Annotated in this window: 22 protein-coding genes and 1 tRNA gene; 14 read left to right on the top strand and 9 right to left on the bottom strand. The window is 56.8% G+C overall.

Features of this window, described 5'->3' with window-relative positions:
- Positions 1-14 precede the first annotated feature (14 nt).
- The 3 genes from RHSP_RS01315 to RHSP_RS01325 all read left to right on the top strand — a co-directional run bounded on the left by RHSP_RS01315 (position 15) and on the right by RHSP_RS01325 (position 2,713).
- Complete coding sequence (locus RHSP_RS01315; protein WP_004107737.1) at positions 15-968, top strand: acetyl-CoA carboxylase carboxyltransferase subunit alpha; 954 nt, start codon at positions 15-17, stop codon at positions 966-968.
- Positions 969-1,197: 229 nt separating this feature from the next.
- On the top strand, positions 1,198-2,487 hold the full coding sequence (locus RHSP_RS01320) for a L,D-transpeptidase family protein (RefSeq protein WP_004107738.1): 1,290 nt from the start codon (positions 1,198-1,200) through the stop codon (positions 2,485-2,487).
- Complete coding sequence (locus tag RHSP_RS01325; protein WP_004107739.1) at positions 2,480-2,713, top strand: sulfurtransferase TusA family protein; 234 nt, start codon at positions 2,480-2,482, stop codon at positions 2,711-2,713. The genes RHSP_RS01320 and RHSP_RS01325 overlap by 8 nt, the downstream gene beginning before the upstream one ends.
- A gap of 210 nt (positions 2,714-2,923) precedes the next feature.
- Here RHSP_RS01325 and RHSP_RS01330 read toward each other — a convergent pair whose 3' ends face one another.
- Together RHSP_RS01330 and RHSP_RS01335 are read right to left on the bottom strand one after the other, a co-directional pair.
- Positions 2,924-4,114, bottom strand: coding sequence for a CobW family GTP-binding protein (locus tag RHSP_RS01330; protein ID WP_037148878.1), 1,191 nt, complete (start codon positions 4,112-4,114; stop codon positions 2,924-2,926).
- A 116-nt stretch (positions 4,115-4,230) separates the two neighbouring features.
- Complete coding sequence (locus RHSP_RS01335) at positions 4,231-5,397, bottom strand: D-alanyl-D-alanine carboxypeptidase family protein (RefSeq protein ID WP_037148879.1); 1,167 nt, start codon at positions 5,395-5,397, stop codon at positions 4,231-4,233.
- A gap of 193 nt (positions 5,398-5,590) precedes the next feature.
- On the opposite strand from RHSP_RS01335, the gene RHSP_RS01340 reads away from it, so the two are divergent.
- On the top strand, positions 5,591-6,751 hold the full coding sequence (locus RHSP_RS01340) for a M20 aminoacylase family protein (protein WP_004107746.1): 1,161 nt from the start codon (positions 5,591-5,593) through the stop codon (positions 6,749-6,751).
- A gap of 119 nt (positions 6,752-6,870) precedes the next feature.
- A tRNA-Arg gene (locus RHSP_RS01345) sits at positions 6,871-6,947 on the top strand.
- A 209-nt stretch (positions 6,948-7,156) separates the two neighbouring features.
- Here the strand turns inward: RHSP_RS01345 and RHSP_RS01350 are convergent.
- Complete coding sequence (locus RHSP_RS01350; RefSeq protein WP_004107748.1) at positions 7,157-9,349, bottom strand: AAA family ATPase; 2,193 nt, start codon at positions 9,347-9,349, stop codon at positions 7,157-7,159.
- 499 nt (positions 9,350-9,848) lie between these two features.
- Here RHSP_RS01350 and RHSP_RS01360 point away from each other — a divergent pair, with 499 nt between their 5' ends.
- The 4 genes from RHSP_RS01360 to RHSP_RS01375 all read left to right on the top strand — a co-directional run bounded on the left by RHSP_RS01360 (position 9,849) and on the right by RHSP_RS01375 (position 14,449).
- Complete coding sequence (locus RHSP_RS01360; RefSeq protein ID WP_004107750.1) at positions 9,849-10,193, top strand: hypothetical protein; 345 nt, start codon at positions 9,849-9,851, stop codon at positions 10,191-10,193.
- Complete coding sequence (locus tag RHSP_RS35050) at positions 10,165-12,303, top strand: hypothetical protein (RefSeq protein WP_004107752.1); 2,139 nt, start codon at positions 10,165-10,167, stop codon at positions 12,301-12,303. The genes RHSP_RS01360 and RHSP_RS35050 overlap by 29 nt, the downstream gene beginning before the upstream one ends.
- Before the next feature lie 136 nt (positions 12,304-12,439).
- The gene (locus RHSP_RS34455; RefSeq protein WP_004107755.1) at positions 12,440-12,835 is read left to right on the top strand and encodes a hypothetical protein; all 396 of its coding nucleotides are present in this window, start codon (positions 12,440-12,442) and stop codon (positions 12,833-12,835) included.
- Positions 12,836-13,348: 513 nt separating this feature from the next.
- On the top strand, positions 13,349-14,449 hold the full coding sequence (locus RHSP_RS01375) for a flagellin (protein ID WP_037148885.1): 1,101 nt from the start codon (positions 13,349-13,351) through the stop codon (positions 14,447-14,449).
- Here the strand turns inward: RHSP_RS01375 and RHSP_RS01380 are convergent, their stop codons facing one another.
- Positions 14,450-15,004, bottom strand: coding sequence for a recombinase family protein (locus tag RHSP_RS01380; RefSeq protein WP_037148889.1), 555 nt, complete (start codon positions 15,002-15,004; stop codon positions 14,450-14,452).
- 185 nt (positions 15,005-15,189) lie between these two features.
- Between RHSP_RS01380 and RHSP_RS01385 the strand changes: the two genes are divergently transcribed.
- Positions 15,190-15,819: a winged helix-turn-helix transcriptional regulator gene (locus tag RHSP_RS01385; RefSeq protein WP_240535340.1), complete on the top strand. Its 630-nt coding sequence runs from the start codon at positions 15,190-15,192 to the stop codon at positions 15,817-15,819.
- A gap of 23 nt (positions 15,820-15,842) precedes the next feature.
- On the opposite strand, the gene RHSP_RS01390 is transcribed toward RHSP_RS01385, so the two are convergent.
- Positions 15,843-16,346, bottom strand: a complete 504-nt coding sequence (locus RHSP_RS01390; protein WP_004107765.1) for a hypothetical protein — start codon at positions 16,344-16,346, stop codon at positions 15,843-15,845.
- A gap of 208 nt (positions 16,347-16,554) precedes the next feature.
- On the opposite strand from RHSP_RS01390, the gene RHSP_RS01395 reads away from it, so the two are divergent.
- From RHSP_RS01395 to RHSP_RS01405, 3 genes are all read left to right on the top strand, one after another.
- Positions 16,555-17,304, top strand: a complete 750-nt coding sequence (locus tag RHSP_RS01395) for a hypothetical protein (protein WP_004107767.1) — start codon at positions 16,555-16,557, stop codon at positions 17,302-17,304.
- 359 nt (positions 17,305-17,663) lie between these two features.
- Complete coding sequence (locus RHSP_RS01400; RefSeq protein WP_004107768.1) at positions 17,664-18,893, top strand: RDD family protein; 1,230 nt, start codon at positions 17,664-17,666, stop codon at positions 18,891-18,893.
- Positions 18,894-19,098: 205 nt separating this feature from the next.
- Positions 19,099-19,683 carry a CCDC34 family protein gene (locus tag RHSP_RS01405; protein WP_240535341.1) on the top strand — a complete coding sequence of 195 codons (585 nt, stop codon included), beginning with the start codon at positions 19,099-19,101 and terminating at the stop codon, positions 19,681-19,683.
- Between the two features lie 103 nt (positions 19,684-19,786).
- Here the strand turns inward: RHSP_RS01405 and RHSP_RS01410 are convergent, their stop codons facing one another.
- From RHSP_RS01410 to RHSP_RS01420, 3 genes are read right to left on the bottom strand one after another with little or no spacing between them, the layout of a single operon-like run.
- A complete protein-coding gene (locus RHSP_RS01410; RefSeq protein WP_037148893.1) occupies positions 19,787-20,677 on the bottom strand; it encodes a plasmid partitioning protein RepB C-terminal domain-containing protein in 891 nt (296 codons plus the stop codon).
- Positions 20,674-21,570, bottom strand: coding sequence for a plasmid partitioning protein RepB C-terminal domain-containing protein (locus RHSP_RS01415; RefSeq protein WP_004107773.1), 897 nt, complete (start codon positions 21,568-21,570; stop codon positions 20,674-20,676). The genes RHSP_RS01410 and RHSP_RS01415 overlap by 4 nt, the downstream gene beginning before the upstream one ends.
- Positions 21,570-23,144: a recombinase family protein gene (locus tag RHSP_RS01420; RefSeq protein WP_004107775.1), complete on the bottom strand. Its 1,575-nt coding sequence runs from the start codon at positions 23,142-23,144 to the stop codon at positions 21,570-21,572. The genes RHSP_RS01415 and RHSP_RS01420 overlap by 1 nt, the downstream gene beginning before the upstream one ends.
- Positions 23,145-23,212: 68 nt before the next feature.
- On the opposite strand from RHSP_RS01420, the gene RHSP_RS01425 reads away from it, so the two are divergent.
- A complete protein-coding gene (locus RHSP_RS01425) occupies positions 23,213-23,569 on the top strand; it encodes a hypothetical protein (RefSeq protein WP_004107777.1) in 357 nt (118 codons plus the stop codon).
- Positions 23,570-23,666: 97 nt separating this feature from the next.
- Here RHSP_RS01425 and RHSP_RS01430 read toward each other — a convergent pair whose 3' ends face one another.
- On the bottom strand, positions 23,667-24,215 hold the full coding sequence (locus tag RHSP_RS01430; RefSeq protein WP_004107779.1) for a class I SAM-dependent methyltransferase: 549 nt from the start codon (positions 24,213-24,215) through the stop codon (positions 23,667-23,669).
- Positions 24,216-24,934: the final 719 nt, after the last annotated feature.

The raw sequence follows: 24,934 nt of genomic DNA on the forward strand, positions 1-24,934 counted from the left end.
CGGAAACGCACCTCATGCACAATTATCTCGACTTCGAAAAACCCATCTCGGATCTCGAAGGCAAGATTCACGAGCTCAAGAAACTGGCGAGCGAAGACGAGAGCATCGACACTTCCGACGAAGTGACCCGGCTCGAAATCCGCGTCCGCGAGGCGACTGCCGACATCTATTCCAAGCTCAATGCCTGGCAGAAGACGCAGGTCGCCCGCCATCCGCAGCGGCCGCATTTCGTCGACTACGCCAACGCGTTGCTGACGGAGTTCACGCCGCTCGCCGGCGATCGCAAATTCTCCGAGGATGCCGCCATCCAGGCTGGCTTTGCCCGCTTCCGCGGCCAGCCGGTCGCCATCATCGGCCAGGAGAAGGGCAACGATACCAAGAGCCGACTGAAACATAATTTCGGCAGCGCCAGGCCGGAAGGCTACCGCAAGGCGATCCGCATCATGGAAATGGCTGACCGTTTTCAGCTTCCGGTGATCACGCTGGTCGATACCGCAGGCGCCTATCCGGGCGTTGGAGCGGAAGAGCGCGGTCAGGCGGAAGCGATTGCCCGCTCGACCGAAATCAGCCTCGCTCTCAAGGTGCCGATCGTCTCCGTCATCATCGGCGAAGGCGGCTCCGGCGGCGCCATCGCGATCGCCACCGGCAACCGCGTCTATATGCTCGAACATTCGATCTACAGCGTGATTTCGCCCGAAGGGGCAGCCTCTATCCTGTGGCGCGATTCAACCCGTGCCAAGGAAGCCGCGACGAATATGAAGATCACCGCCGACGACCTGAAGAGCCTCGGCGTCATCGATGGTATCATTCCGGAACCGCTCGGCGGCGCCCATCGCGATCCGCAGACCGTAATCGCCGCAACCGGCGACATGATCGCGAACGCGCTCAGCGAACTTTCCAGCCGTTCGGGCGAACAATTGCGCAGCGACCGCCGCCAGAAGTTCCTCAATATCGGCCGCAATCTCTAGACTGCGGCCTGAAAATAGGATTGCGAAAATGGGAATGAGGCCAAATCTTGGCCACATTTCCGTTATCGAAGCTCTTATGGCAAAGAAAAGCTTGCCGACGCGTTGCGGGCACGTCATAGGCTGGTAAGGAATTTTCAAGTATAAGCCGTCTATGATTCCGTTTCATGCTTCGAGGGGAGTGGCGAAACAGATCGAGCTGCCGCTCTTCGCATTTATGGGCCAAGTCAGAATGCGCATCCGTCACCTTGCCTATGTTTCCCTGATGGCGCTGGCACTTGCCGGCTGCAACGATACGTTGGACACAGCGGCGATCGACCTGTCGAAAGTGAAGAACAAGGTCGAGCAACCTCTCCCCAGCCACATCCTTGCCGACATGGCGAAAAAGGGCATGGACCGCAATTCGGCGATCATGATCCGTATCTTCAAGGAGGAAGGTACGATGGAGATCCTGAAGGCGAACCAGAACAACCGTTTCGAAGTCATTGCGAGCTACAGCATCTGCGCCTGGTCCGGCCGTCTCGGCCCGAAGGTCAAGGAAGGCGACCGGCAGGCTCCGGAAGGCTTCTACATGCTGACGCCGGCCAACCTGAACCCGAATTCGAAATACTACCTCGCCATCAACACCGGCTTTCCGAACCGTTATGACGCCGCCAACGGCCGCACCGGCAACAACCTGATGATCCATGGCGCCTGCTCGTCGTCGGGCTGCTACTCGATGACCGATCAGCAGGTGCTGGAAATCTATGCCTTCGCACGCGACGCCTTCAAGGGCGGCCAGAAGGCAGTACAACTGGAGGCCTTCCCCTTCCGCATGACCGCGGAGAACATGTGGAAGCACCGCCTCAGCCCCAATATCGAATTCTGGAAGATGCTGAAGGTCGGCTACGACAATTTCGAAGTCACCAAGCGGCCGCCTGAAGTCGAAGTCTGCGAGAAGAAATACGTCTTCAACCAGCAGGCCGGCGGCCCGTTCAACGCCAGCGGCAAATGCCCTGTCATGACGACCCCGCCTGCCCTGCAGATGGCGCTTGCGACTTACGACAAGCAGTATCAGGCAGATTATGCCTCGGCCACCAAGAAGTTTGACGGCATGGCCTGGTACGATCCGAGCGAGGCCGAGCGCAAGGCGGTCGTCGCCAAGCAGCGCAAGGGCCACGATATTGCCTATGCTCCCACAGGCACCGCGCTTGCCGCCGGCAAGATGGTGAAGGTCGCCGATCTCGAATCGATGATGTCCAACCAGTCGGGACAGCAGGTCGCTCGCGGCGGCACCGTAGCCAGCCCGACGACGACGGCAAGCATCCGCCTGGCGACGGCTGCTCCCAATGCGGCCGCACCGCAGGCGGGTAGCACGATGGTTGCCGCCAACATCCCGGCAAATGTCCCGATCCCAACGGCGAACCCGATGAACCCGGTCGTCAATCCGCTCGCTTACGCTGGCAACCCTGCTGTCGAGACGGCGCAGACCGAGCCGCCGAAGAAGCCGCCATTCTGGAAGTTCTGGGCCAAGAGTGAATAATCCCGACGCCGAGATCTACGATCTGCGCGGACTGAAGTGCCCCTATCCGGCGATCAAGACGGAAAAACGCCTGCGCGGCATGCCGAGCGGCGCGACTTTGGCCGTGGAAACCACCGATCCGCTCGCGGTGATCGACATTCCGCATCTCTGCAACGAAAAAGGCCACACGCTTCTCTTAAGCGAGAAGACCGATGGCGGCCATCGCTTCATCATCCGCAAGGGCTGATCGGCTGTCGCCCCGAGGCCATCCTCGCGGTTCGAGGGTCGCTTCGCTCCCACCTCACCATGAGGATGGGGCGAATTCCGCAGTATTTTCGCACGCCGAATGCCATCCTCTGATTACGAGCATTGACGCGACCAAGATCAGCCTCACCCTGAGGTGGCCCGCAAGGCCCTCAAACGGCGAGGCGGGTTGTTTGGCCTCACCGGGATGAAACTAGAATTTCATCCCCGGCACGGCGAGCGGATTGTCCTGCAGCGCCGCCCTATCGGGCGTATCGACACGCGGCTTGCTGAGGAAGGCGTCGAACAGGCCCTTGACGAAATCCTCGGGCAGATCCTTGGTGATGATCACCATGCGCGTGCGCCGGTCTTCGGGGTCCGGCCAGGCCGGCAGGCGCACCGGCGCGTGGAAGATGTTCTGCACGCCATGCAGCACGACCGGTCGTTCCGGCCGGTCGGACACGGCGACGATTGCCTTCATGCGCAGGAGCTTCTCACCATGCGCCGAACGCAGCAGATCGATGAACATTTCCAGCGCCATGGGATCGATGAGCTGCGTCTCGACGATCGAGAAGGATCGGATCGATCCGTCATGACGCGTGACGTCATGGGCGTGCTGATGCCGATGGCCGTGGTGGTGCCCATGATGGTGGTGATGATGACCATGGTCGCCGTGATGGTGGTCGTGGTCGTGATCATCATCATGGTGGTGGTGATGGTCGTCCGCTTCCAGCTCGTCCTGCAGCCAGCGGCCGACATCGGCGATCTTGGAAGCTGGATCGTAAAGGCCGTTGATCAGAATAGCGGCCCGGCCCGCCTCGGCGCTATCGGCATTCAGGATCTGCGCGCGCGGATTGAGTGCCCGGAGCCTGCTCTCCAGCTGCGCTTCCGGCACCGCGCCGGCAATCCCCGTCTTGGACACGATCAGCCGGTCGGCGACGGCCACCTGCTTGCGCGCCTCTTCATGATTGTCGAGCGTCTGCAGACCGTTGACGGCGTCGACGACCGTGATGACGCCATCCAGGTCGAAATTGGCGGCGATGATCGGATTGCCCATGATCGACTGCATGACGGGAGCAGGATCGGCAAGCCCGGTCGTCTCGATGACGACACGCTTCAGCGGCCGGATGCGACCGGTCTGCATCGCATCCATAAGGTTCGCCAGCGTATCGACAAGCTCGCCGCGCACCGTGCAGCACAGGCAGCCATCGGACAGCTCGATGATGGAATCACCGGAGCTTTCCACCAGCAGATGGTCGATGCCGACATCGCCGAACTCGTTGATGATGACGGCCGCATCGCGCATGTCCTCGTCCTTGAGGATGCGGTTGAGCAGGGTCGATTTGCCCGCACCGAGGAAACCGGTCAGGATGGCAACCGGTACTCTTTGCTGCGAAACGCTCATGATTCCAATCCGATATTAGAGCAATTCCAGCAAAACTGCGCAGCGGTTTTGCGTCCGGAATTGCGTAAGACAAAAAGATAGGGCATTTCCGCTGCTCCGCTTAAAACGGAAATGCTCTAGAAAGTGGGACGCGGGATCGGGATCGGCACATTGGCCGCCCGACCGGAGACAGCGATCTTGTTGTCCTTGGTCGCCTTATCGCCATTGGCGGTGGCGTCGTCCTTGTCGCCCTTGACGGCGGTGGCGACGTCCTGACCGCCGATCAGGCCGGCATAGATGAAATTGGGCTCGTGATCCATTTCGTGAATATAGGGCGACTGTACCTTGGTACGGCCGAAGGGATCGCGGGTTTCGCTGCGGGCATGCGCGCCCTTGGCGCTGCAGATATCGGCGGTGACATCGGCGACCTCATTCGAGAGCGGCGCAGTGGGCCGCAGGGTCGCCAGAGTTTCGCTGCCGGAAAGCTGGTTCTGGAAGCCTTTTTCCAGGAAGTTGGCGGAATCGTCGGCGCGCGCCGCCAGGCTGTCGGTTCCGAGAACGACCGAGATCAGCGTGCGGCCATTGCGGGTTGCCGATGCGATCTGGTTGAAACCGGACGCGCAGATGAAGCCGGTCTTCATGCCGTCGGCGCCTTCGAAGCGGCCGATGAGCATATTGATGTTCGGCACCTGCTTTACGCCGTTGGTGAAGCCTTCCAGCGAGAAATAGCCGGCATATTGCGGAAATTCGCGGCGCAGCGCGACGCTGAGGATCGCAAGGTCACGCGCCGTCGTATATTGCCCCTTGCCGGGCAGGCCGTTCGGATTGATGAAATGCGAGTCGCGCATGCCGAGGCGGGCGGCTTCCGCATTCATCCGCGCGACGAAGCCCTGCGGCGAGCCGCCGACCGTCTCGGCGACGGCCATGGCAAGATCGTTTGCCGACTTGACCAGCATCATCTTCAGGGCATTGTCGAGCGTCAGCTTCTGCCCGGGCTTGAAATACATCTTCGCCGGCGGCTGCGCCGCGGAAAGCTTCGTCATGACGACAGGCGTATCGAGCTTGATCTGGCCGGACTGGAGGGCACGGAAGGTGACGTAGGTCGTCATCAGCTTGGTGAGCGACGCGGGATACCAGCGGCGAAAAGCCTCCTGCTGGTCGAGGACGCGCCCGGTGCTGACATCGACGAGAATATGCGGATTGGCTCCGGCCGTCTGGGCGGTCGACAGAAAAAGCATGGATGCTGCTGCGGCCACAGGGACAAGCCGCAGGGCGGCATACAAGCGATTCTGCTTCGTCGGCACGATCTATCCTTCAGAGGTCCGGAATTTTCTCGAAAGCTTCGTCTATTTAACCTATATGGCTAGGAGAAGGCAAAGGCGATTGACGACTTTATTTCCCGGTGGCACGCCGCAAAGGCCGCGACAGACTGGCCGAGGCTGTGCGACCGACCTGAAAGTTGAACCAGAACCGACAGTGAGCAGCAGGAAAATCAGCATGCCGATCTTGAACAGAGCCGCAGAACTCCAGGGCGAAGTGACCGAGTGGCGCCGCCATATCCATGCGCATCCGGAACTTCTCTATGCGGTTGACAATACCGCCGCCTTCGTGGCCGAAAAGCTGCGCTCCTTCGGGATCGACGAGGTGGTGACCGGCATCGGCCGCACCGGCGTCGTCGGCCTGATCCGCGGCAAGGGCGAAGGACGCACGGTCGGCCTGCGCGCCGATATGGACGCCCTGCCGCTCACCGAAATCACCGGCAAGCCCTATGCTTCCGAAACCCCCGGCAAGATGCATGCCTGCGGCCATGACGGCCACACCGCCATGCTCTTAGGCGCTGCGAAATATCTTGCCGAAAACCGCAATTTCAACGGCAACATCGCCGTCATCTTCCAGCCGGCCGAAGAGGGTGGCGCCGGCGGCGACGCCATGGTCAAGGACGGCATGATGGAGCGCTTCGCGATCGCCGAAGTCTACGGCATGCACAATATGCCGGGCTTGCCCGTCGGCCACTTCGCCATCCGCAAGGGCCCGATCATGGCGGCGACGGACGAATTCACCATCTCCATCAAGGGTGTCGGCGGCCATGCCGCCATGCCGCACAACACGATCGACCCGATCGCGATCGGCGCGCAGATCATCTCCAACCTGCAGCTCATCGCCTCGCGTAGCGCCAATCCGCTGAAGTCAGTCGTCGTCTCCGTCACCACGTTCAATGCCGGCAATGCGCATAACGTCATCCCGAACGATGCCAGCTTCACCGGCACCATCCGCACGCTCGATCCCGAGATGCGCGATCTTGCCGAACAGCGCTTCAAGCAGATCGTCTCCGGCATCGCCACGAGCCACGGCGCGCAAGTCGAGATCGAGTTCCAGCGCAACTACCCGGTCACCTTCAACCACGCCGACGAGACCGACCACGCGATCGCGGTGGCGCGAGAGATCGCCGGCGCAGGCAACGTCATCGGGGATATCGATCCGATGATGGGCGGCGAGGATTTTTCCTACATGCTGAACGCCCGCCCCGGCGCCTTCATCTTCGTCGGCAACGGCGACACCGCCGGCCTGCACAACCCGGCCTACGACTTCAACGACGAAGCCATCGCCCACGGCATTTCCTACTGGGTGCGGCTTGCCGAACAGCGCCTCAACGCCTGAGGCTTCGCCACCATTCCCCGTGCGCCTCACCAGGGCGCACGGCACCGCAAAGCGAATTGTCCCTGGGACGGAAAAGGGCTTGGCTTCGGGCCTTTGCTTTTGTATGGATCATCTTGAGTGGTCTCGTAGCTCAGCAGGATAGAGCACCAGATTCCTAATCTGGGGGTCACGCGTTCGAATCGCGTCGAGATCACCATTCATTCCAATAGATAATTCTGCCCTTGAACATATTTCCGCTGGAATCGCTCAAAAGGTTTGTCCCCACGCGCGCTGTTTTGTCCCTGACGCTTCAATAGATTTGTCCCTGAGTTCAAAACCTGTTTTCCTCGTTCCGGGTCTTTGATTGATTTTCACATGGATGCCAGAGACCCTGCCTTTTGGTTTCGTGGCTCTCACCTCTTTTGATCAATGGCGCGGCGCGATCATCATGTCGTAATGTGCTGAGTGTCCGCTGACCTCAAATATCTTCTTAAACACCTGGAGAAAGCGGTCGACCGTAGCTGCGTCGCAGGCCAGATACAGGTCTTCGTGAGCACTGTGCGAGCCATCGTTGACCCACGAAAACAGCGAATTGCAGATTTGCTGCTCTTGGCCTGCGAACTCGTTCACGATGTCGTCTTTGTCCATGTTACCCAGAATCGTGAAGTAGTTCTCCAATATTCTGCGAAGGGTGTTCTGGATCGTGAGTATAGACCGGTTCTCGTTCCTGACCTCCTGCCACAGCATCTCGTACGAGGTCTGGATAGGGTTCTGCGCATGGCCTTCGATTACCGAGTAGTCTTCCTTTTTCCGGACCACCCAAAACGTGATCTTGGTTTGCCACTGCTTTTTTGGGTCGAAGGTAACCTCCTTGTGGAAGTAAATATTGTGAGTGAGTACGAAGATTTGCTTTAATGTCGACGACTGATCCAGCACCTTCGTGAAGAGCTTTCTAATGAGACTGCTGACGATAAACAAAACGTCGCTATCCAGGCTCGAAACCGGATCGTCTATGACCACGATCCTGTTGTTCGTTATCCCGCTCTCGGACACGCTGCCACTGATCAGGTAGTAGAAATATAAGAAGACAATAAAAGTCTTCTCACCTTCACTGAGGGTTTCGCGAGCCTCGGAGCCGTCGCCTCGAATAACGGTATAGAGCTGATCTCCCTCGCCAGATGTCGCCAGCTTGAAGTTCCGGAAACCGAAAGAGTCCAGGAGAGTGTTGATTGCGTTCACAGTTGGCTGGACGCTGGTTACTTGCCGTTCCAGCTCCCGCAGTGCGGTGGATTTATCACGCTTCTCCTGCTCCTTCGCCTCAATGCCCCGCGTCAGTCCTTGAATGGCGCTGCTCACGGCATGGCGGGCAGTTTTGTACCCTTCAAGCGTGATCTTGGCCTCTTCGACGATGCAGCGCCATATCTCGGCGATCAGGATGGCCCGTTCCGCGACGATATTGTCTATAAGCGTATTATGCTCGTCGACCTTGCCGTTCGCATCAGAGAGGATCGCGTTGATTTCGTCGACAATCTGGCGGACAGTTTCAAGTTCCACCTTGGAACTCGGTTCGGTCTTTTTTCTCGCTATGTGCTGAATGTTGAGAGCCATCTTGGTGCGGAGCACTTCCGCCTTTTGTTCGAGCAAAATCCGGTCCAAATATTCGACCTGCGCGGCCATCGCATGATCGAGCTGGCGGCTGATGCTATTTGAGTGCTCGCTATAGGCCGCAGCTAGACGTGAAATTGCATCGACATCTCTCTGATAGGATTCATCGAAATAATCTTCGAGATGGCGGCGGAATTTGTCGTCGGTCGCCTGCTGACAGAAGGGGCAGTGATCGTCGTTCTGCCGGAAAAACCCGAGACCCTGTTTGACCCAGTCGCTATTCCCGAGGCGCTTGATCATATCGGATATCGAGACATCTTCTTTCCCGACCACCCGTTTCTCGAGAATAGGGTCGGCCTCGAGTGCGATCACATCCGATGCTTCGAGAACTGAAAGGCGGTCAAGACGAACCTTGGCCTCGGCAAATATGGTGCTGGCGCGGGCTTCCAGTTCGTTCAGCGGCTTCAATGACGCCGTGTTGCTCTCGAACTCGCCAAACATTCTATCCGCGAAATTGGCACGCGAGTTCAGCACACCGCGGAAGGCCTCTTTAAATCTGTCCTCGTACTGGGTCTTCGATTTCCAGCATGCCTCCTGAAACGTCGCGGTCAGGTCCGAGTGCTCCTTTCGTTTGCCGCCCGTACCATCAGCCCCTTCGAGGATGTGTCTGCGATCGCGTATCGTTTTCTGAATTTCGTCGATCTCCTTCTTGAGATCGTCGATACGCTGAAGTGTTTCAGCGTTATCATGCCCGAGCGTGAATATGCCGCGCATTCGAGCCGTGAAGTTTTCTTCAACGAAATCCCTGTTGTAGACGAGACACTCCAGCGGCGTCCCACCTGCCCAATTAACAGTCGAGCGTGCGTAAGTCTCCGGCTTGGCGATCACGCGGGATATCGTCGTCTTGCCCGAGCCGTTCGCGCCAAAAATAAAATTAATCGGCCGTAGTTGAGTGAGGACTGCTGCTCCCCCCGTATAGCTAGCGACAGTATCAATCGAGATTTGTTCAATCATGCCTCGCCCCCTGATTCCCCAATTGAAGAATACTCGCCTAGATCGCAGCAGCAATTGGTAAAATACACGTTTTTGTTCTAAAAGAGCCGATATTTCGGGAGTAAAAATGTACGCAACTCAATGGGCAAAGGATCGGCGTGGAAGCCGCGGACGCTGTCGCCAACAAGATTCCGCGATGGAGGCAAGTCTTTCAACGAGATATCAAACGTGCTCGGCGAGGAAAATATCTGGGCGGCTCAGACCTTCAACATATCGGACGAAGCAATCGATTATTGGGAGTTGATACAGATTCTCAATTCTGGACCGCGAAGGATGTCACCGTGGCATGCCGAGCGCACAAAGAACGGGCCAACGCCGCGAACGGAAAACGCACTCGACATTTAAGCCCCAAGCACGCCACCAACTCCGCCAAGACTCCCAGCACTCAACCTACGCTTGACGGGCTTGATCGCCTGCGAGAATGTCTTGTCTTCAATTCAGCTCATGCGGGAGTCCGTCCATGGACAGAAAAACTATTGAGGTTCTTGATCGTGCCGGAATTTCGTTCGCTGCCAGCGTAGACGTGCCAGGTGGCGGTACCAACATTTTCCTGAAGCCAGATGAGTTGCGGGAGTTCGTCAACGACAAAGACGGGTACGCTGCAAAGCGATTTGGGGTTTCCAAAGAACTCTATCGTCAGTGGGTGGATTCCGACGGAACGGTTCAGTGTTCAGCAAGAACGACCTCCGGGTCGCGATGCAAGAACATGGTTTCAGGCCCGATCCAGCAAGATATCGAGGATTGGCTAAAAATGCTGGGAACCAACTGCGCGGTTCATGGTGGCGAAGAGTCACGTCGCAAGTAAAGCGCTAGGCGAAACGGTCTCTTTGGCGAGTATCATCCCCGACGCTAACTGTCGGGCGAAGCGTACGGATTGCACGCTGGCCGAAAGTCGCAGGTCGACTGAGGGCTTCAGGAGAAAACTGAACGGGGCTAGCCTCTCGCACTCACAGCGAATCAAGGCCCAGATGGCAACGAAGACCACCATCGCCCACCTGTTTCCCGACGACGAGGGCATGATCCTCGTCGCCAAGGATGTGAACGACGGATCGCCACGTCATATCACAGAGGTCGCCAACGGTGCGAATTGCGGATGCGTCTGCTTCGGGTGCGGCAGGCGGTTGATCGCCAGGAACGGCGGCGACCCCAACGTCCGAGCGTATTCCTTCGCCCACCGACCAGAGGACAACGTCGTCGACTGCGTGTCGTCCGGGGAAACGGCCCTCCATATCCGCGCGAAGGAAATCATAGCCAAGCATTGCCGGGTGACCCTGCCGCCAACATTCACGCCGGGTCTCGACGGAAAGCCAGTCGAGGTGTCGCCTGAGCGGTCCATCCACCTGACGGACGTCCACTTGGAAACGGCGGCGGGAGAAGTCATTCCGGACGTTATCGCCACCATGCCCGATGGCCGACGGCTTTTCATCGAGATCGCGAACACTCATCCCTGTCCTCCCGAGAAAATCGAGAAGCTGGATGCCATGGGCGTGGAAGTTCTGGAGATCACCGTCTCAAAATATCAAAGCCACCCACTCGACGAACTCGACGACATCATCCTGGACATCGCCCCGCGCAAGCTGCTCCACAGCGCCGAGGTGAAGGCCATGGCGGCGAATATTGCAGAGGAGAGGCTGCGGCAAGAGAGTGCGAAGATCGCGGAAGCGAAGCGGTTGGTCGCCATCTACCGCGATCCCGAAATCTGGAACCACAAGAAGGCGCAGAAGCTTGTCGACGACTTGGTCCAGCTTGGTCTCTCGGATTTCCTTGATCTTGATGACAACCGGCCGTCGGCGTTTATCGTCTACCGCCGCCAATGGCAGGCCGCCATCTTCGACCGCCTGTTGAAGGCGAAATCGGCGCTCGGCGCGATGGCTTTTATCGAGAGCTTTTCGAAGGGCGGCTGGCCGAAGAAGGACATCGCTTACACGAAGTCCCATCACTCCCGATGGATCGCCGCAAACGTTGACGAAGATTTCAAGTCACCCTACGAAGAAGTCTATGCGTACCTGACGCGTCTACGCCAAGCGGGGGCCGTGTACGAGGTCCCTGGCAAACGCTTTGTCATGGGACATGACATCCAAGTTCGGATCGACACGGCGATCCAGAAGCGGATGTTGCCCGAGCGCCAGAGCAAGCAGCTGCGGATCGCCTTCCAGGGTGTTGGTTCGCTCATGCTTCCCGAGGACGGCCGTCTTCCTGATTATGATGTCTGGCTGAAAAGCCGGGCGGAACACTTCGATCTGTCGGTGGCAGAACTCCTAGCTGACGAGAACGGAGACTACGAGGAGTTGCTGGATCAGGTCATTGCAGTCAGAACGATGATAGAGGAAATGCAGCGCCTCAAAGGCGTCGATCCGCCCGACGAGATGGCCGGCTTGCCGATGGATCGCCTGATCAACCGCCTTGGGCTGGCCCGTCTCGAAGCCGAGGAGCGTGCGGAAGCCGAACTGGCCGCCCGTCGTCAGCGCGAAGCGATCGAGACTGCCGCCCGCCTGAAGCAGGAGGTGGCAGATCGGGTCCACAAGGCCGAGGAGGCGGCATTGTTCGACGTGGATGACGTCGCGGTCTTCATGAAGACACCCCTCTCCGAGCATGAAGGCAAGACACCCGGAGAGTTGGCGGCCGAAAGCACGGACGGCCTGAAACAGGTTCAGGGCGTCCTGTGGAGAATGCGGGAGGACAAGATGGCCGCAGAACGGAGCGAACGCGTCCGCAAAGCCATGGTCGACAAGCTCTATGACCGGGTCTACAGCCGCATCTTGCGCCGGGAAATCGCCGATCTCTGGCTGACAGCGCAGTGGAAGGAACTCGGCGGCACCAAACCCGTCGACTATTGCAAGGACGAGAAGACTCTGGCCCGGTGTCTTGAGGTCCTGGAGGAGTTCGCGGCCAATGAGCAGAGGCGGCGGCGGTGACCGGATCATATGTATCGCGTACAGGCGGCACATTCTCGCCGGATGGTAGTAAGGGTCAATGCACTGCGTGGAGTAGCAATCAAATGGAAAGGTTCGAGAGTTATGTCTGCCGCAAACTCACGGAGCCAGTTTTTCAGTGTATATCGTATTCTTTGACTATGACGGTAAACGGTATTTTTTCGGCATCACACTTGGCGGTGCGATGACATCGTGTTCGCTCTCCTATGTCGCTGTTTCGGTAGAGTTGTCCACCCTCCAAAAAGAAGAACTGGAAAAGGAGCCTGAACTTGGGACGCCGGGTGCTCTTTTTCATACCAAAGGCTTTATTCGAGAAGAGCTCACAGTCATCGATGCTAAATCAGGCGCAACCAAAACGGTTCCGCATGCAGAAGGCTTCATATCTCTGTTAGTGGACGTCGAACCGCCTGCCTATTACGCCGCCCCGACCGGTGACCCGACGTTCATTTCCGCAGTCGACGGCCCTCATGGCGCTCTAGCCCTGGCACAAAATCACCAAGCTTGGAAGCGGTGAGTTCACTTGCTTTGAACCGCTCGGCGGCTTCGACCATCTCGGAATCGATATACTTCGATTTGACACAGTAGGCGACAAACGGGTGATCGATATCGAGAAGCGACCCCAGACCGTATTTCGCTTCGACGAGTTCGGATGTGTTCAGTATGTCGAGCAGTTCCAGCCATTGGCCAGACCTATGAGGACCCTCCGGCGCGAGTTCCTCGAACAAGATACGAGCGGCGGAAACATTTCCCAATCTTAGCGCTAGCAACACTGCCTCATGATTGCCTGTCTCATTTACCATTGATCACCGCTTCGGCCGACGTTCCTTTATTGAGCTTGGCGTCCAAGCACGCCGGCCACAAGTCCATGCCTCCGTCAGAACCGGCAACCCGCCACGGTCACATTATTTTGGCGACAGGGTAGTTTCCCCCTACGATCTTCGCTCCGCTGTTAACTGTCCTCGTGAATTTTTCGAATTCAGAAATCTGAGATTGGCTCATGAGGAGCCCGGTTAACGCTACGGGTACCATGAGCAGCATTATAACCAACAATGTCGCGATGGCCGCGCTCGGCACGCTGCGTTCGATCAACGACCGCCTCACCGACACTTCGCAACAGATGTCTTCGGGGCTCAGGGTGAAGTCGGCCGCCGACAATGCGGCATATTGGTCCATCTCCACGTCGATGCGCTCGGACGTGAAAACCATGAACGTGGTCAAGGAAAGCGTGGGCCTGGCGCAGGGCGTGGTCGATACGGCGTACGCCGCGATGAAAACGGTGCTCGATAGTTTCGTGGAGATCAAAAACCTGGTCATCACCGCGAGTGGCATGCCACAACCCGGCATGAAGGACGTGGTTAAGTCGACATTCGATATCGACCCGGAATATGCGAAATCCGACGTCTACAAGATCGACCAGCAGATACAGCAACTCCAAGATCAGGCCAAGTCAGCCATATTGTCCGCGTCGTTCTCGGGCGTGAACCTTCTCTATCACGGCAAGAACGAAGACGAGAAAGCCAGCCAACAGGTCTTCTCGTTTACCGTCGGCTATTCCAACAGAAATGTTCAGACGTTGGACATCAAGGCCATGGACACTCTGCTTCTGAACGACGACTTCGGCAGCTATCCGACCAGTTACCCGGGGGAGTTCAATCCGGAGAAGACGTTGTTCGACGGAAGCGACATCATTGATGCGCCCGGATCGTTTACCCCGGCGTCGATCTACTGGTACAATATTCCGCTTCAAAATCCGACGACCGGCGAGCCTGAGGCCTATCCTGTCGATCAGACCCATATCCTCCAGTCCATCGAAAACAACGTCGTCCGTTTCGGTTCGGATCGCGAGGGGCTCTACAGCAACGTCGTCGCGAGCATCGACCAAAAAATCCAGCAACTGACCTCCAAAATGTCGTACGTCGGGACGGTCCAGAAATCCCTCGAGATGTACAACGAGATCAACAACAACATGATCGACGCAACGACGAGGGGGATCGGCCGCCTGGTGGATGCGGACATGGAGGCCACCGCGAGCAAGATGCGGGCGTTGCAAACACAGCAGCAACTCGCCGTCCAGAGCCTCGGGATTGCCAATGCAGCGCCTGGAAACCTCATTCAGTTGTTCCAGTAATCAGCGCATACGATCGATATATCTGGCCAGCGTTCGCGGATGTACACCGTACCGCCTGGCAACTTCGAGGGCGTCCTCTCCCCGAACGACAGCATGGTACGCCGATTGACGCTCGGTGTCGCTCAAGGATGGCCTCCGGCCGAGGCGTTGCCCTCGTGCACGGGCAGCTTCAAGTCCCGCGCAGGTTCGTTCTCTGATCAAACACCTTTCAAATTCCGCCATCGAGGCCAAAACATGGAAGACGAGGCGACCGCCCGCAGAAGTAGTGTCTATGTTTTCCGTCAGGCTCTGGAAATCGATCTGTCGTTTGCCGAGCTTTTCGATGATCCCGATAAGGTCTTGAATCGAGCGCCCTAGACGGTCGAGTCTCCAGACAACCAAGGTGTCACCGGATTTCAATGATCGCATCGCGGAGATCAGTCCAGGTCTTTTGATAGTCGATCCAGAAATGCCTTCATCCACGACGACCCGGTCGCATACCAAGTGTAACGCTGCGAGCTGAAGATCAAGGCGCTGATCCTGCGTCGATACCCGGGCATAACCGACTTTTGTCATCGAATTCCATTCCCCGCGCGTTGACAGAAACGACCGTTTTCGACGGGCGGGGGCGCGGAACTGCATCATTACAATCCGGGTATAGTTGCAATGGTTTAGACAAGGGACAAAAACACAGGCGACCGATGACAAATACGGTCGAATCTGACGACGTTTGTTGGCATTTTCGCAGAAGCGATCCGCCGGTGAGGCCCAGTGGTTTCGCCGCCTTGGCGCAGCAGTTGATTGACGTCTGGATTTCACGAGATGAGGTCGATCATCCGTCCGGGCTTTCGCGTGTAGTCGGCGAGCAGCTCGCCGCCAATATGGTACTCGCCGTAATCACGGTGCCCGCGGGTGGTGCTATCGAGTTCGATGTCCATGTCGTCAGCGATTACAGCATTCCAACCACCTACGCAGACGTCCCTGACGTCCTGAAATCACGACTTCCGATGCTAGCTGGCGGGCGTCTCCATCCTTCCATCCAGAAGGCGCTCGCCGGCCGTCGCCCTTCGCTCGTCTCCGAAACCGTCCGCCACGACAACATGCAAACCGACTTTGAGATGCTGTCGCTTCCTCGGAAAGCCGCGAAGCCGGGCGACGACTGGTGCCTTGTCTATGGTGTCGTGAACCATATCCTTAGGTCGTCGGCAATACCGAAGGACCTCGACGACGTCGATCTCGCCATTCTCCAATTGCTGCGAGAAGGTCTTCAGATGAGGGAGATCGGCCATCGGATCGAATTATCGCCACGCACCGTCGAACACCGCATCGAACGCCTCAAGACGCTAGCAGGCGCGAGAACGCTCCACGGTCTCGTCGCCCGATCACTTTAAACGAAGGTCTCGGTGCACGAGATTCAACGCGACGGCGGCAGTCTCTTCCGCTGGCTAACATCACGCACCTCAAGCGTCGCTCCCTGGTCCGACAAAATCTGCGCCAAAAGACGGGTAACCTCGTCGGGATCGGTGCCGGAGGAGAGCAGTTCGGCACGAAGTTCATTTGCCTTCCGCAGGTTATCGAGTTTGTCCGAGATGACACTCTGGCGCGCCTTTGCCGCCTCCGCCGCGCGACGCTCGACTTCGGTCCGGTAGTACACTGTCCGATCGAGAACTTCGGTGGCCAAGCCCGACGGAATGCTTTTGAAGAACGCCCAGATATCGAACGGATTGGAGAATGTGATCTGGTCGACTTCGACCGATACACCTATGTCGTCAGCCGCCCTCAGGAAGTCCTTCGAATGCCAAGATGCGCAGGCATAGTAGAAAAGCTCGATTGCCAGAATGTTTAATTCGATATCCTGAGGCAGCAGCGCCCTGGCTAGCGACTTCCGAGTATCCATACTGATATTGACGACGGCCATCGCAGTCCTCCCGATTTTCGAGTCTGGAAGTTGACCCTATTTAACGATTGATAACCTTGCTACCTGCTGTGGCGTCTCGAATTCGCGCAGAGGGTGAAATCCCCTTCGAAAATTGCCGAAACCACAATTTTCCTCAGGAATGGTCTCCGCATCCGGCCGCATTCCAGAGCGGCCGAATCTTGGGCACTCAACGGAGACATCGGGGAAAATGAAGACCTCCCTACTAACCGCAATAACCGCGCTTCTTCTTGGAGGAGCCGCTGGTTCGCAGGCCGCCGAATTTGACATCAACGGAATGGCTCTCGGTATGAGCGCCGACCAGGTCATCGCCAAATTCCAGGAAGTACGGCCAGACGCGCGATATGAGTTCGTGAAGTGGAAGCTGCCGGAAGGCACCGAATGGGTCGCAAATGGCAGGACCCTATACAACGACCTTGCCAATCCGGACGACATGGAACACGAGCGGATGCAGTTCGCCTTCACGGGCCTGGGGTCCGGCAATAAGCTCTTCGCGGCATCACGCGAATTGAAATTCCGGCCGTCGCAACGCCCGACGACCGAGTCCGTCTACGCGGCGGCCGTCCAGAAATTCGGTGAGCCTTCGGTCACGGGGAAGAGCGCCACCGACATCTGGGCCGCGTGGAAATTCGGCGCAGATGACGCGCGTGCCGAAAAGCTCAAGTCACCGATTGCCTGCATTGGTACGAGCGATTTCCCCGTTGGCCTTGACGACTTTACCGCAAAAAAGGCGAAGCAGTCCGCGAGCATGTGCGGCATCTATATCGACTTTGTCGTCCGAGGCGACCCGACGGGTCTGGCAAACGAGCTTGAGATGAAGATGATGGACCAACTGCATCTGGCGCAGGATTTCCAGGCGGACAATTCTGACGCCAGAAAGCGGATCGATTCGGCCAAAGCCAAAAATGTTGGAAACGCGGCACCTGCTCCGAAGCTGTAGATGCAGCATAGACCGGACCCTATACTTGGGACCAGCGTCAATTTGTGGGTGTAAAAGTCGGCGTTTGTGATCGAGCGCCGGCGGGGGATGGTGGCCACTGAATCTGCGCTGCATCTCGAAACTCCGAGATATTATCAAAATTGCTGGCGTTTTCTGCCGGCGCTCGCAGTTGGACCTCTGTGATATGACGCATACGCGTGGCGCTGCAGGCACCCTTGCTAAGCAGATGGGAGCTGCGCCCCGAATTTTCAGATTCCGAGGGCCAATCTTCCCATGTGTATGGACCCGGGCTACTTGCAACTTTACGACGCTCCGCACTCTTGATAGTTGTCTAACCAGAAGGCGTCGGGGGTGAGAGCATGGCAGATTGGTATTATGCCGTAGGACAGGATCGGAACGGTCCCGTCGGCGAGGAGGAACTTCATTCGCTCATTAAGAGCGGAAAGATCGATAGGGAAACCTACGTATGGCGCGACGGAATGGAGAGCTGGCAAAGCGCTGGGGAACATTCCGAACTTGCCAAGGCGTTTGTATCACCACCGCCGCTTCCGTCCGCCAACATGCCGAGGCTACCGCCTCCGGCATTTCAGCCTACCTCACCGAAAACTGGGGTCGTTATCACATCCCGGCCGTGGCCCCGCTTCTGGGCAAGGTTCATCGACAATCTCATACTCGTCCCGCTGTTGGGATTTGGTGTTGGAACTGCCACCGCCATTTACGCACCCGACATCTACATACAGCTCGTCACCATGAATGCCGCTCTGTTCAGCGCACTTATGTTGCCACTCGTCGCGCTGGTCCTCGCTCTCTTCATGATTGCGACAGGTTCAACGATAGGCAAAGCCATCGTCGGTGTTCGCGTTCCCGTCCCTAACGATCGCAATCGCGCCAGATTTTTCCTGGCAAGAGAGCTCCGGGTATGGGCCTCCGGTCTCGGTCTAGGCATCCCGTTCGTCGCGCTTTTCACGCAAATCCACCAATATCGTCGGCTCTCATCGGATAATACGACCAGCTATGACGAAGGAAATCCGACCGTCATCGCCAATCCCTCGACACTAAGGCTCGGTGCGGCGGCTGTCATAGCGCTGGCCGTCTTCTGCGGCAACGTTGTCTTGCGGGTCGCGGACGAAGACGCCAATCGCAGCCTCACGACTACCCAGGTCTGGGTGAACCCCGTGACCAACAAGTCAGCGCTTATTGCCAAGACCTGGCAACCCAAGGAAATGAATACCAACAGTGGCCGCGCCTTCTACTTCGCTTCGAACGAACTATTGGCCGAGGCCATTTTCGGCTACGAACAATTTCCGTCCGAAGCGGCAAATGCCCTCAGCTATGCGGAGGCCTTCAAGCAGGCGATAGCGTCCAGTGTCACCATCACTTCCGAATGGCGGCCGGTCACGGTCCAAGGGATGCCTGGCCTGCGCGCCACAGGAAGCTCTGTGAAGTTCAAGGACAGCGTGGTTGAAGCGACCGTTGTCGTGTCTGGCAAGAATGCGTGGAGGACGATCACCTTTGTCAGGGGCAGTTCGCCGCAGCAGTCGGCCGAGAAGGACAAGTTCGTCCACGCCATTTTCGGGACGGTGAATTGAATCCTCGCCGGGTTGGGGCCAAATACGAGGATACGTCATCCTGAAACGGACGATGATAGCCCATTCCCGATTGCAGTTGGATAAGGGAAGTGCAACATCCGCAATACTGTCTCTGGTTGCGGAATGAGGGGGATACATGACCGAAAGCGCTGATCTCGATAGAATGGCGAAAGAAGTCCGCGAGGCTGCCGATGCCTGCGGTGCGATGATCCTCGAGACCATATTGGCAAGCGAAAATCTGCCAGCCGTCGCCGTAGATGTCGATACTTTCCCTTCGCTCGTCAAACATCTTCGGCCTCGGTTGATCTACATGTTGCTGACGAAATTCAACGCCGAGGACGAAGTCGAAGCGAGCTTCGAAGAAGAGCTTGACCGCGACTTGAAGCAGTTGGTGGCGAAATACCGTAATAGGGACGGCCTATCATCCCGTCTGGTGCTCGGACTGATGGCAGATGGCGTCCTTCATGGAATTGTCGAAACAACTGATTGGTTCGAAGAATTCGACATAGAAGTCGACGGGCTTGCCGAGGCTCGTCTTCAAGCGCAATCAGAGGCTTTCGCTCAAATGCAAGAGGCTGACGCCAGGAAGCGGGACGCTGAAGAAAGGAAGCGCCTGGCCCCATATATCAAAAAGCTCGTCGCCGATGCTCGCTTTCTCGCCCCGAAAATCAGTGCTGCCAAGCGCGAGGCACTGGCGGAAACATTGTTTCCAGACCTTGATCGATCAACGGTACGGAAGATCGTAGAGAAGGCCGCGACCGATCTCTGGCTGTCAGGCTCTGAGAAATAACCCATGGATTTCATGGAAATAATGATGGCCGAATTGCTGAAGATACGTGCAGCAATCAAGGAGGAGCTGATGGTGCCAACGCCCTGCGGAGCGCGGACGGTGATTAGGCTGCTCTACGGACTGTAGTCATCTTGGTGAACTCGGACAATATCTCTGGATAAAACTCCGCGAGATGGCGTACGACCCTCGCATTGCTCATTATTCGCGTCACATAGCCAATCGCCAGCACGAGATCGAGATGATCCGCGCCATAATCGTGCTCGATGGCTCTGAACTCACGATCGAGCGTCGCCGACTCCCGCTCCATAAGCAGGATTTGGTCCTCGCTAAGTCCGGCAATCTTTTTCTTAGGAGACAAAAGCATGGAGTCGGGGCTGGCAGCAACCAATGACTTGGCATAGCTGACCGAGAACTTGTTCATTACCACCATCAATCCAGCAGCCTCGATTTGCCGCATGGGTTTCATTTTCCGCAACTCACCGATTGTGTTGATGGGGACATGCTTTTCTTTCAGCAGGTCGATAGCCTCGTCGCACATCCCGTCTAACAGGTTCTTCTTATGGCGGATGCTAGAAATATTTACATTGAGTGCCCGCGCCAGACGCTCCTCAGGAACGCCTTTTTCAATCGCCTTCAGGATCATCTTGTGCTCCTGAATCGTAGCCAACCGACTTATGCGGCGGTTATACGTGAAAGCCTCGTCTTCGGTGGCAACCAGACAAACGACTTCGGTCTCACCTCGCTTGGCGAGGACATCCAGACGGATATGACCGTCCAAAAGATGAAACTTATCAGGTTGGCGTCTGTCCCGAATAACGACTGGCGGCTCGATGATGCCTACCTCGGCAATCGAAGCCGCTATTTGCCCATATTTCACAGACTTCAATGCAGCAGGCGATAGCTGCTTCAGAGGCAGAATTTCGGCTATCGGTATCCGCAGGCTCATGTTTTCGAAAGCGAGCGGAATAGATGAACCGAACACGGGGGATTTCATGGTGATGATCCCCCTCCGGTCTGGAGTTTCGCCGCCAACGCTTCAGGGAGTGAGGCAAATCCCTCCTCGGATAAGATGGCATTGAATCGAGCATCCGTCATAAGCTTGCGGATGGCTTCTGTGATGAAGGTAAGACGGGCTTTGGCAGTTTCCGCCCGGCGGATCAGCATACGCTTGCGATCAACATCGTCTTCAAATGCCTTGAGCAAGGCCTCCGACGAGATTGGGCGCGGGCGGGGGTTGGAGGTATCGTATTTCAACGTTTTACCACGCCGTCGTCGAATTTCGACGATGCGCTTGGCAATCAGTAACTTCTTGCCGCGGAGAAGCTTTTTCTCATACGCGGACTGAAGCGCAGCTTGAATATCGTGATCTTCGGCGTCGGCGATCTCCACAGCGACGCTGAATGGAATTTGACCGGATTCCACCGATCTTAGTAGCCGTTCCTCACCCTTCTCGATCAGACGCACAACGGCGTAGACATATTCAGCGGAAAGACCGGTCATACGGGCAATTTCCGGAACGCCGTGACCCCGCTCATGCATCGCACCGATGTCCTGGAGGAGATCGACCGCTCGATGTTGTCTACGAGCGCAGTTTTCAACGAGGCTCGCTACCAGGCAATCCTCCTTATTCGCATTGACGACAAGAGCCGGAACTTCCTGTTGTCCCAGCGCTCTGAACGCCTCAAGACGTCCCTGTCCGCACACGAGATCGTAAACAGGTCCGCTGGCTTCCATCCGACGCGTCACCGTGATCGGGCGCTTCAGTCCAATCTGCCCGATATTCGCAATGATTTCCTTGAAGTGTTTCTTGTTACGGATACGCGGATTGACCACCGTAATCCTGTTGATCGGGATCATCTCGACTTTTTGTGCAGGAACCGCAACCATTACGCCACCTCCGAGAATGACCTGCGGGCCGCCATCGCATAAAAACGCGACAGCGTCTCACAGCGGTACGCATCCAGGGACAAACCATTGAATTCGCAGAGCCGCAACACAGCCTGATGCATGTCGAGCAGGGGCAACAAATAGTAGTCATATGGCTCGAGGTTGCCTGGCCCCATTCGGACCACGACCGTGATGTCAGGCCTCAGGACCGTATCCAGACGCACCTTCCACCTGAGCGATCCCGTCGTTGTTTGCAGGCAGCGAACGATGACGACCGAAGCACTAAATTCCTGATTTATTGTCAGTAAGTCCGTCTCGCGATCCTGCGAAACTGAGCCGCCTGACGATTGGAGACCTTGAATTATCTCGGAGAGAAGATCGGGATGCATACGGCGGAGCGCCCGATTGATCTCCAAATATCGGTAATCGTGGTCCGGGACGAAACCGACCAAGGCATATGCCCTCAACAGACTGCCAAAGCGATGGGAGTAGGAGCTGCTGGATGGGCAGTCTTCCATCTCATCAATAATCAGGCCGGACAGATAACCCTGCTTTTCGAGGACGGCAGCAAGCTTCTCCAGCATCACATCATCGGATAAACGCTCCGCCCGGGCAGCAATGATTTCACGGGCTCTATCGAACGTCTCGACGGGTACGATACCGACGAATGCTCCGTTGGCGCGAACCCATTCACCCTCGGGATTCCTTACATGCGATTGCTTGAGTTTGAATGACGTGCGACCCCAGACGTTGTTCCCGACATATTTCTCGTTAATCAAGACCTGATGAACAGTGCCACGAGTCCATGGTCGATCCCAGTCCGTCAAAATTCCTTCCGCATTCAGGATCGCTGCGATTTCGACCTCGATCTGGCCCTTGACGACAAAGAGGTCGTAAATCCTTCTCACAATTCGGATTTCTTCCTCCGGACCGGGAATTAGGATGACCCTGTCGGTCGCAATACTCTTATGTTCGCCGCGTGCCAGTTCCCCTTTAGGAGTACCATTTTGGTCGACGAGTTGGCGACGCAAACCCATGCCTGGAGCGCCGCCCTGCCTGTAGCCCAGACGGATGAGATTGGCCTGACCGTTAAAAACTTTCACTGATAGATCGCGACTATATTCGCCTGCCATTGCCCGCTTTACGGTCTTGATAATCGAGGAACCCATGCTCCCGTCATTGGCAAACTGTTCGGCACAATAGTGCACAAGAATTCCTTGCCGCTTACAGCGAAGCTCGATTTCTGCGGCTTCGTCAGGGTCCTGAAATCTACCCCAGCGGCTGACGTCATACACAAGGACCGCCTTGTAGTCCGCTTGACCTCCTTCAACATCGGAGAGCAAATTCTGCAGAGCGTCACGTCCAACCAGGCGTAAGCCACTTTTCCCCTCGTCCGCGTATGAACGGACAATTTCGAAGCCATTTTTATCGGCATACTGCCGAATGACGGCGAGCTGGTTGTCGGTCGAATATTTTTGATGCTCAGTGGACATCCGAACGTAAGTCGCGACCGGGACTTTCGGCCGGTCGGACGAGGTCGTATCGCCGTTCTTCTGGCTCCACTCAATGACCATCACATATCAACAATTCTCGTTACGGTAAGACTGTGGCGGCGGGAGTATATATCGAGGAGGCAGGAAAGATGGTTCCGATTAAGGGCACAATTGTTCACAGTGGCGACCCGAAGCTGCGCGACGGTTACGTCGCTACAATTTCGGAGGCGTTACGACATGAACTTGGGTCAAGCGCGCCGGCCATCAAAACGATAATGCGATGGACGGGAGCAAGTAATCGCGCGGCCAAATATTGGCTTGCTGGAGAACGAGGCCCTGGCGGCTGGCATTTGATCCAACTGGCAAGAAATTCCGATGCAGTACTCCATGCTTTTCTGACGATGGCCGAGCGAGATATATTCGAGATTTCGATCGAGTTGAACGCGGCCCAGGCATCACTCGCTCGCGCCGCCGCCATTCTGAGTGCCTTGGCCCCGCGGCAGTGAATTGTGATACATCTCGGGGGACACGGTTGACGACGAAGTGATCGGCACCTGCGCCACGACCTAAAATACCCGGAGGGAAAACTTGTTTTCCGACCCGCTATTCCTTCAATTTGATGTCGTCCTTTTCGGCGAAGTAGTACATGTGCCCGGAGACACCGCGCCATCCTTCCTCGGGTATCGCGTTCGCCCGAAGTTGGTTGGCACCGACGAGCCGTTCCAGATCGAAAAGTTTCAGATCGAAAATCATGCCGATAGTGTTCTGGAAATCGGCACGTCCGAAGCGGCGGATGTGATCATGCTGGTGGAACCGTCTGGTCCGTTCTTCGCCTGAGAGGTTCCCGAGGTCGCTTTCATAGTGCCCGTCGTGGATCGGAATGCAGAAAATATGCTTGCCGCCAGGCTTCAGGCTTCTGTGCAGGTGATAAAGCACGGCCGTTTCATTGCATGGTAGATGTTCCATGACATGGGAGTGCAGGACGATATCATAATGCTGCGATGGCAGTTTTTCCGCGCCGGTCACCAAGTCGAGCTGGCGGGTATTGAGTTCCGGCGGATATCGCTCCGGGCTGATGTCGAAAGCCTCATAACCGTTGCCGACGATGCCTTTGATGAACCGACCGATGCCATACTCAGGCGCAAGGTGCATAACGCGTTGGCCGGGCTGAATCCAACCGGTGGCGTCGAGAATAGTCTTGAGAATTCGCGTTCGCTCGACGGCCCCGCACGAGGCACAGATCGCCAACGGCCGTCCGTTGAAATCCCTAAGGTCTGAGCTTCCACATACATTGCAATGCGCCATATCGCCCCGCGATCAGAATAATTGTGCTTCGGGAGGGTATGGGCTGGTTGTTGCTGAATTCGCTCAAAACGGAGGGGGAAACTACCCTCCGATTGGTGTGGGAGGCGATTTGATGATTTCCATTGGCTCCGAGAGGCGGAAACGTACAGCATCGTCAAAAAGCTGTTTCGTGATCAGGTTGTCATCCCTGAGCTTCCCCGTCGTGGCTCGGTCGCCAACGCTTGGATGTGTTCATCCCTGCCCTGAACTTTGCACTAGAGCACCAGGGAGCGCAGCACCACAGAGCGGTCAATGTGTTCGGAGGCGACGAGGTATTGAAGCGCGGCGTGGAACGGGATGCGGTCAAAAGGCGCTTGTGTGAGGAAAACGGCGTGCACCTAGTCGAAATCAGGTTTGATGAACAACTGACCATGTCCTGGCTCCGCCAAGAGCTGCGGCACAATATTTGTACCGCCGAGCAATCCCGATCCCACCAGATAAGTGCGCCGGCGCGTGTAGAGCACGCCGCTCCGCAACCATGTTGTGGATAGCGGGAACATAGCACGAACTCCCGTGGCACCTAAGTA

This window comes from Rhizobium freirei PRF 81 (assembly GCF_000359745.1).
Classification (GTDB): domain Bacteria; phylum Pseudomonadota; class Alphaproteobacteria; order Rhizobiales; family Rhizobiaceae; genus Rhizobium; species Rhizobium freirei.

What these genes read in the sequence shown, in the direction of transcription:
- RHSP_RS01340 (WP_004107746.1), top strand. Translation starts at nt 5,591, where the DNA reads ATGCCGATCTTGAACAGAGCCGCAGAACTCCAGGGCGAAGTGACCGAG.
- RHSP_RS01330 (WP_037148878.1), bottom strand. Translation starts at nt 4,114, where the DNA reads ATGAGCGTTTCGCAGCAAAGAGTACCGGTTGCCATCCTGACCGGTTTC.
- RHSP_RS01360 (WP_004107750.1), top strand. Translation starts at nt 9,849, where the DNA reads ATGGACAGAAAAACTATTGAGGTTCTTGATCGTGCCGGAATTTCGTTC.
- RHSP_RS01350 (WP_004107748.1), bottom strand. Translation starts at nt 9,349, where the DNA reads ATGATTGAACAAATCTCGATTGATACTGTCGCTAGCTATACGGGGGGA.
- RHSP_RS01405 (WP_240535341.1), top strand. Translation starts at nt 19,099, where the DNA reads ATGATCCTCGAGACCATATTGGCAAGCGAAAATCTGCCAGCCGTCGCC.
- RHSP_RS01420 (WP_004107775.1), bottom strand. Translation starts at nt 23,144, where the DNA reads ATGGTCATTGAGTGGAGCCAGAAGAACGGCGATACGACCTCGTCCGAC.
- RHSP_RS01380 (WP_037148889.1), bottom strand. Translation starts at nt 15,004, where the DNA reads ATGACAAAAGTCGGTTATGCCCGGGTATCGACGCAGGATCAGCGCCTT.
- RHSP_RS01320 (WP_004107738.1), top strand. Translation starts at nt 1,198, where the DNA reads ATGCGCATCCGTCACCTTGCCTATGTTTCCCTGATGGCGCTGGCACTT.
- RHSP_RS01430 (WP_004107779.1), bottom strand. Translation starts at nt 24,215, where the DNA reads ATGCACCTTGCGCCTGAGTATGGCATCGGTCGGTTCATCAAAGGCATC.
- RHSP_RS01415 (WP_004107773.1), bottom strand. Translation starts at nt 21,570, where the DNA reads ATGGTTGCGGTTCCTGCACAAAAAGTCGAGATGATCCCGATCAACAGG.
- RHSP_RS01390 (WP_004107765.1), bottom strand. Translation starts at nt 16,346, where the DNA reads ATGGCCGTCGTCAATATCAGTATGGATACTCGGAAGTCGCTAGCCAGG.
- RHSP_RS01315 (WP_004107737.1), top strand. Translation starts at nt 15, where the DNA reads ATGCACAATTATCTCGACTTCGAAAAACCCATCTCGGATCTCGAAGGC.
- RHSP_RS01395 (WP_004107767.1), top strand. Translation starts at nt 16,555, where the DNA reads ATGAAGACCTCCCTACTAACCGCAATAACCGCGCTTCTTCTTGGAGGA.
- RHSP_RS01375 (WP_037148885.1), top strand. Translation starts at nt 13,349, where the DNA reads ATGAGCAGCATTATAACCAACAATGTCGCGATGGCCGCGCTCGGCACG.
- RHSP_RS01425 (WP_004107777.1), top strand. Translation starts at nt 23,213, where the DNA reads ATGGTTCCGATTAAGGGCACAATTGTTCACAGTGGCGACCCGAAGCTG.
- RHSP_RS01400 (WP_004107768.1), top strand. Translation starts at nt 17,664, where the DNA reads ATGGCAGATTGGTATTATGCCGTAGGACAGGATCGGAACGGTCCCGTC.
- RHSP_RS35050 (WP_004107752.1), top strand. Translation starts at nt 10,165, where the DNA reads ATGGTGGCGAAGAGTCACGTCGCAAGTAAAGCGCTAGGCGAAACGGTC.
- RHSP_RS01410 (WP_037148893.1), bottom strand. Translation starts at nt 20,677, where the DNA reads ATGAAATCCCCCGTGTTCGGTTCATCTATTCCGCTCGCTTTCGAAAAC.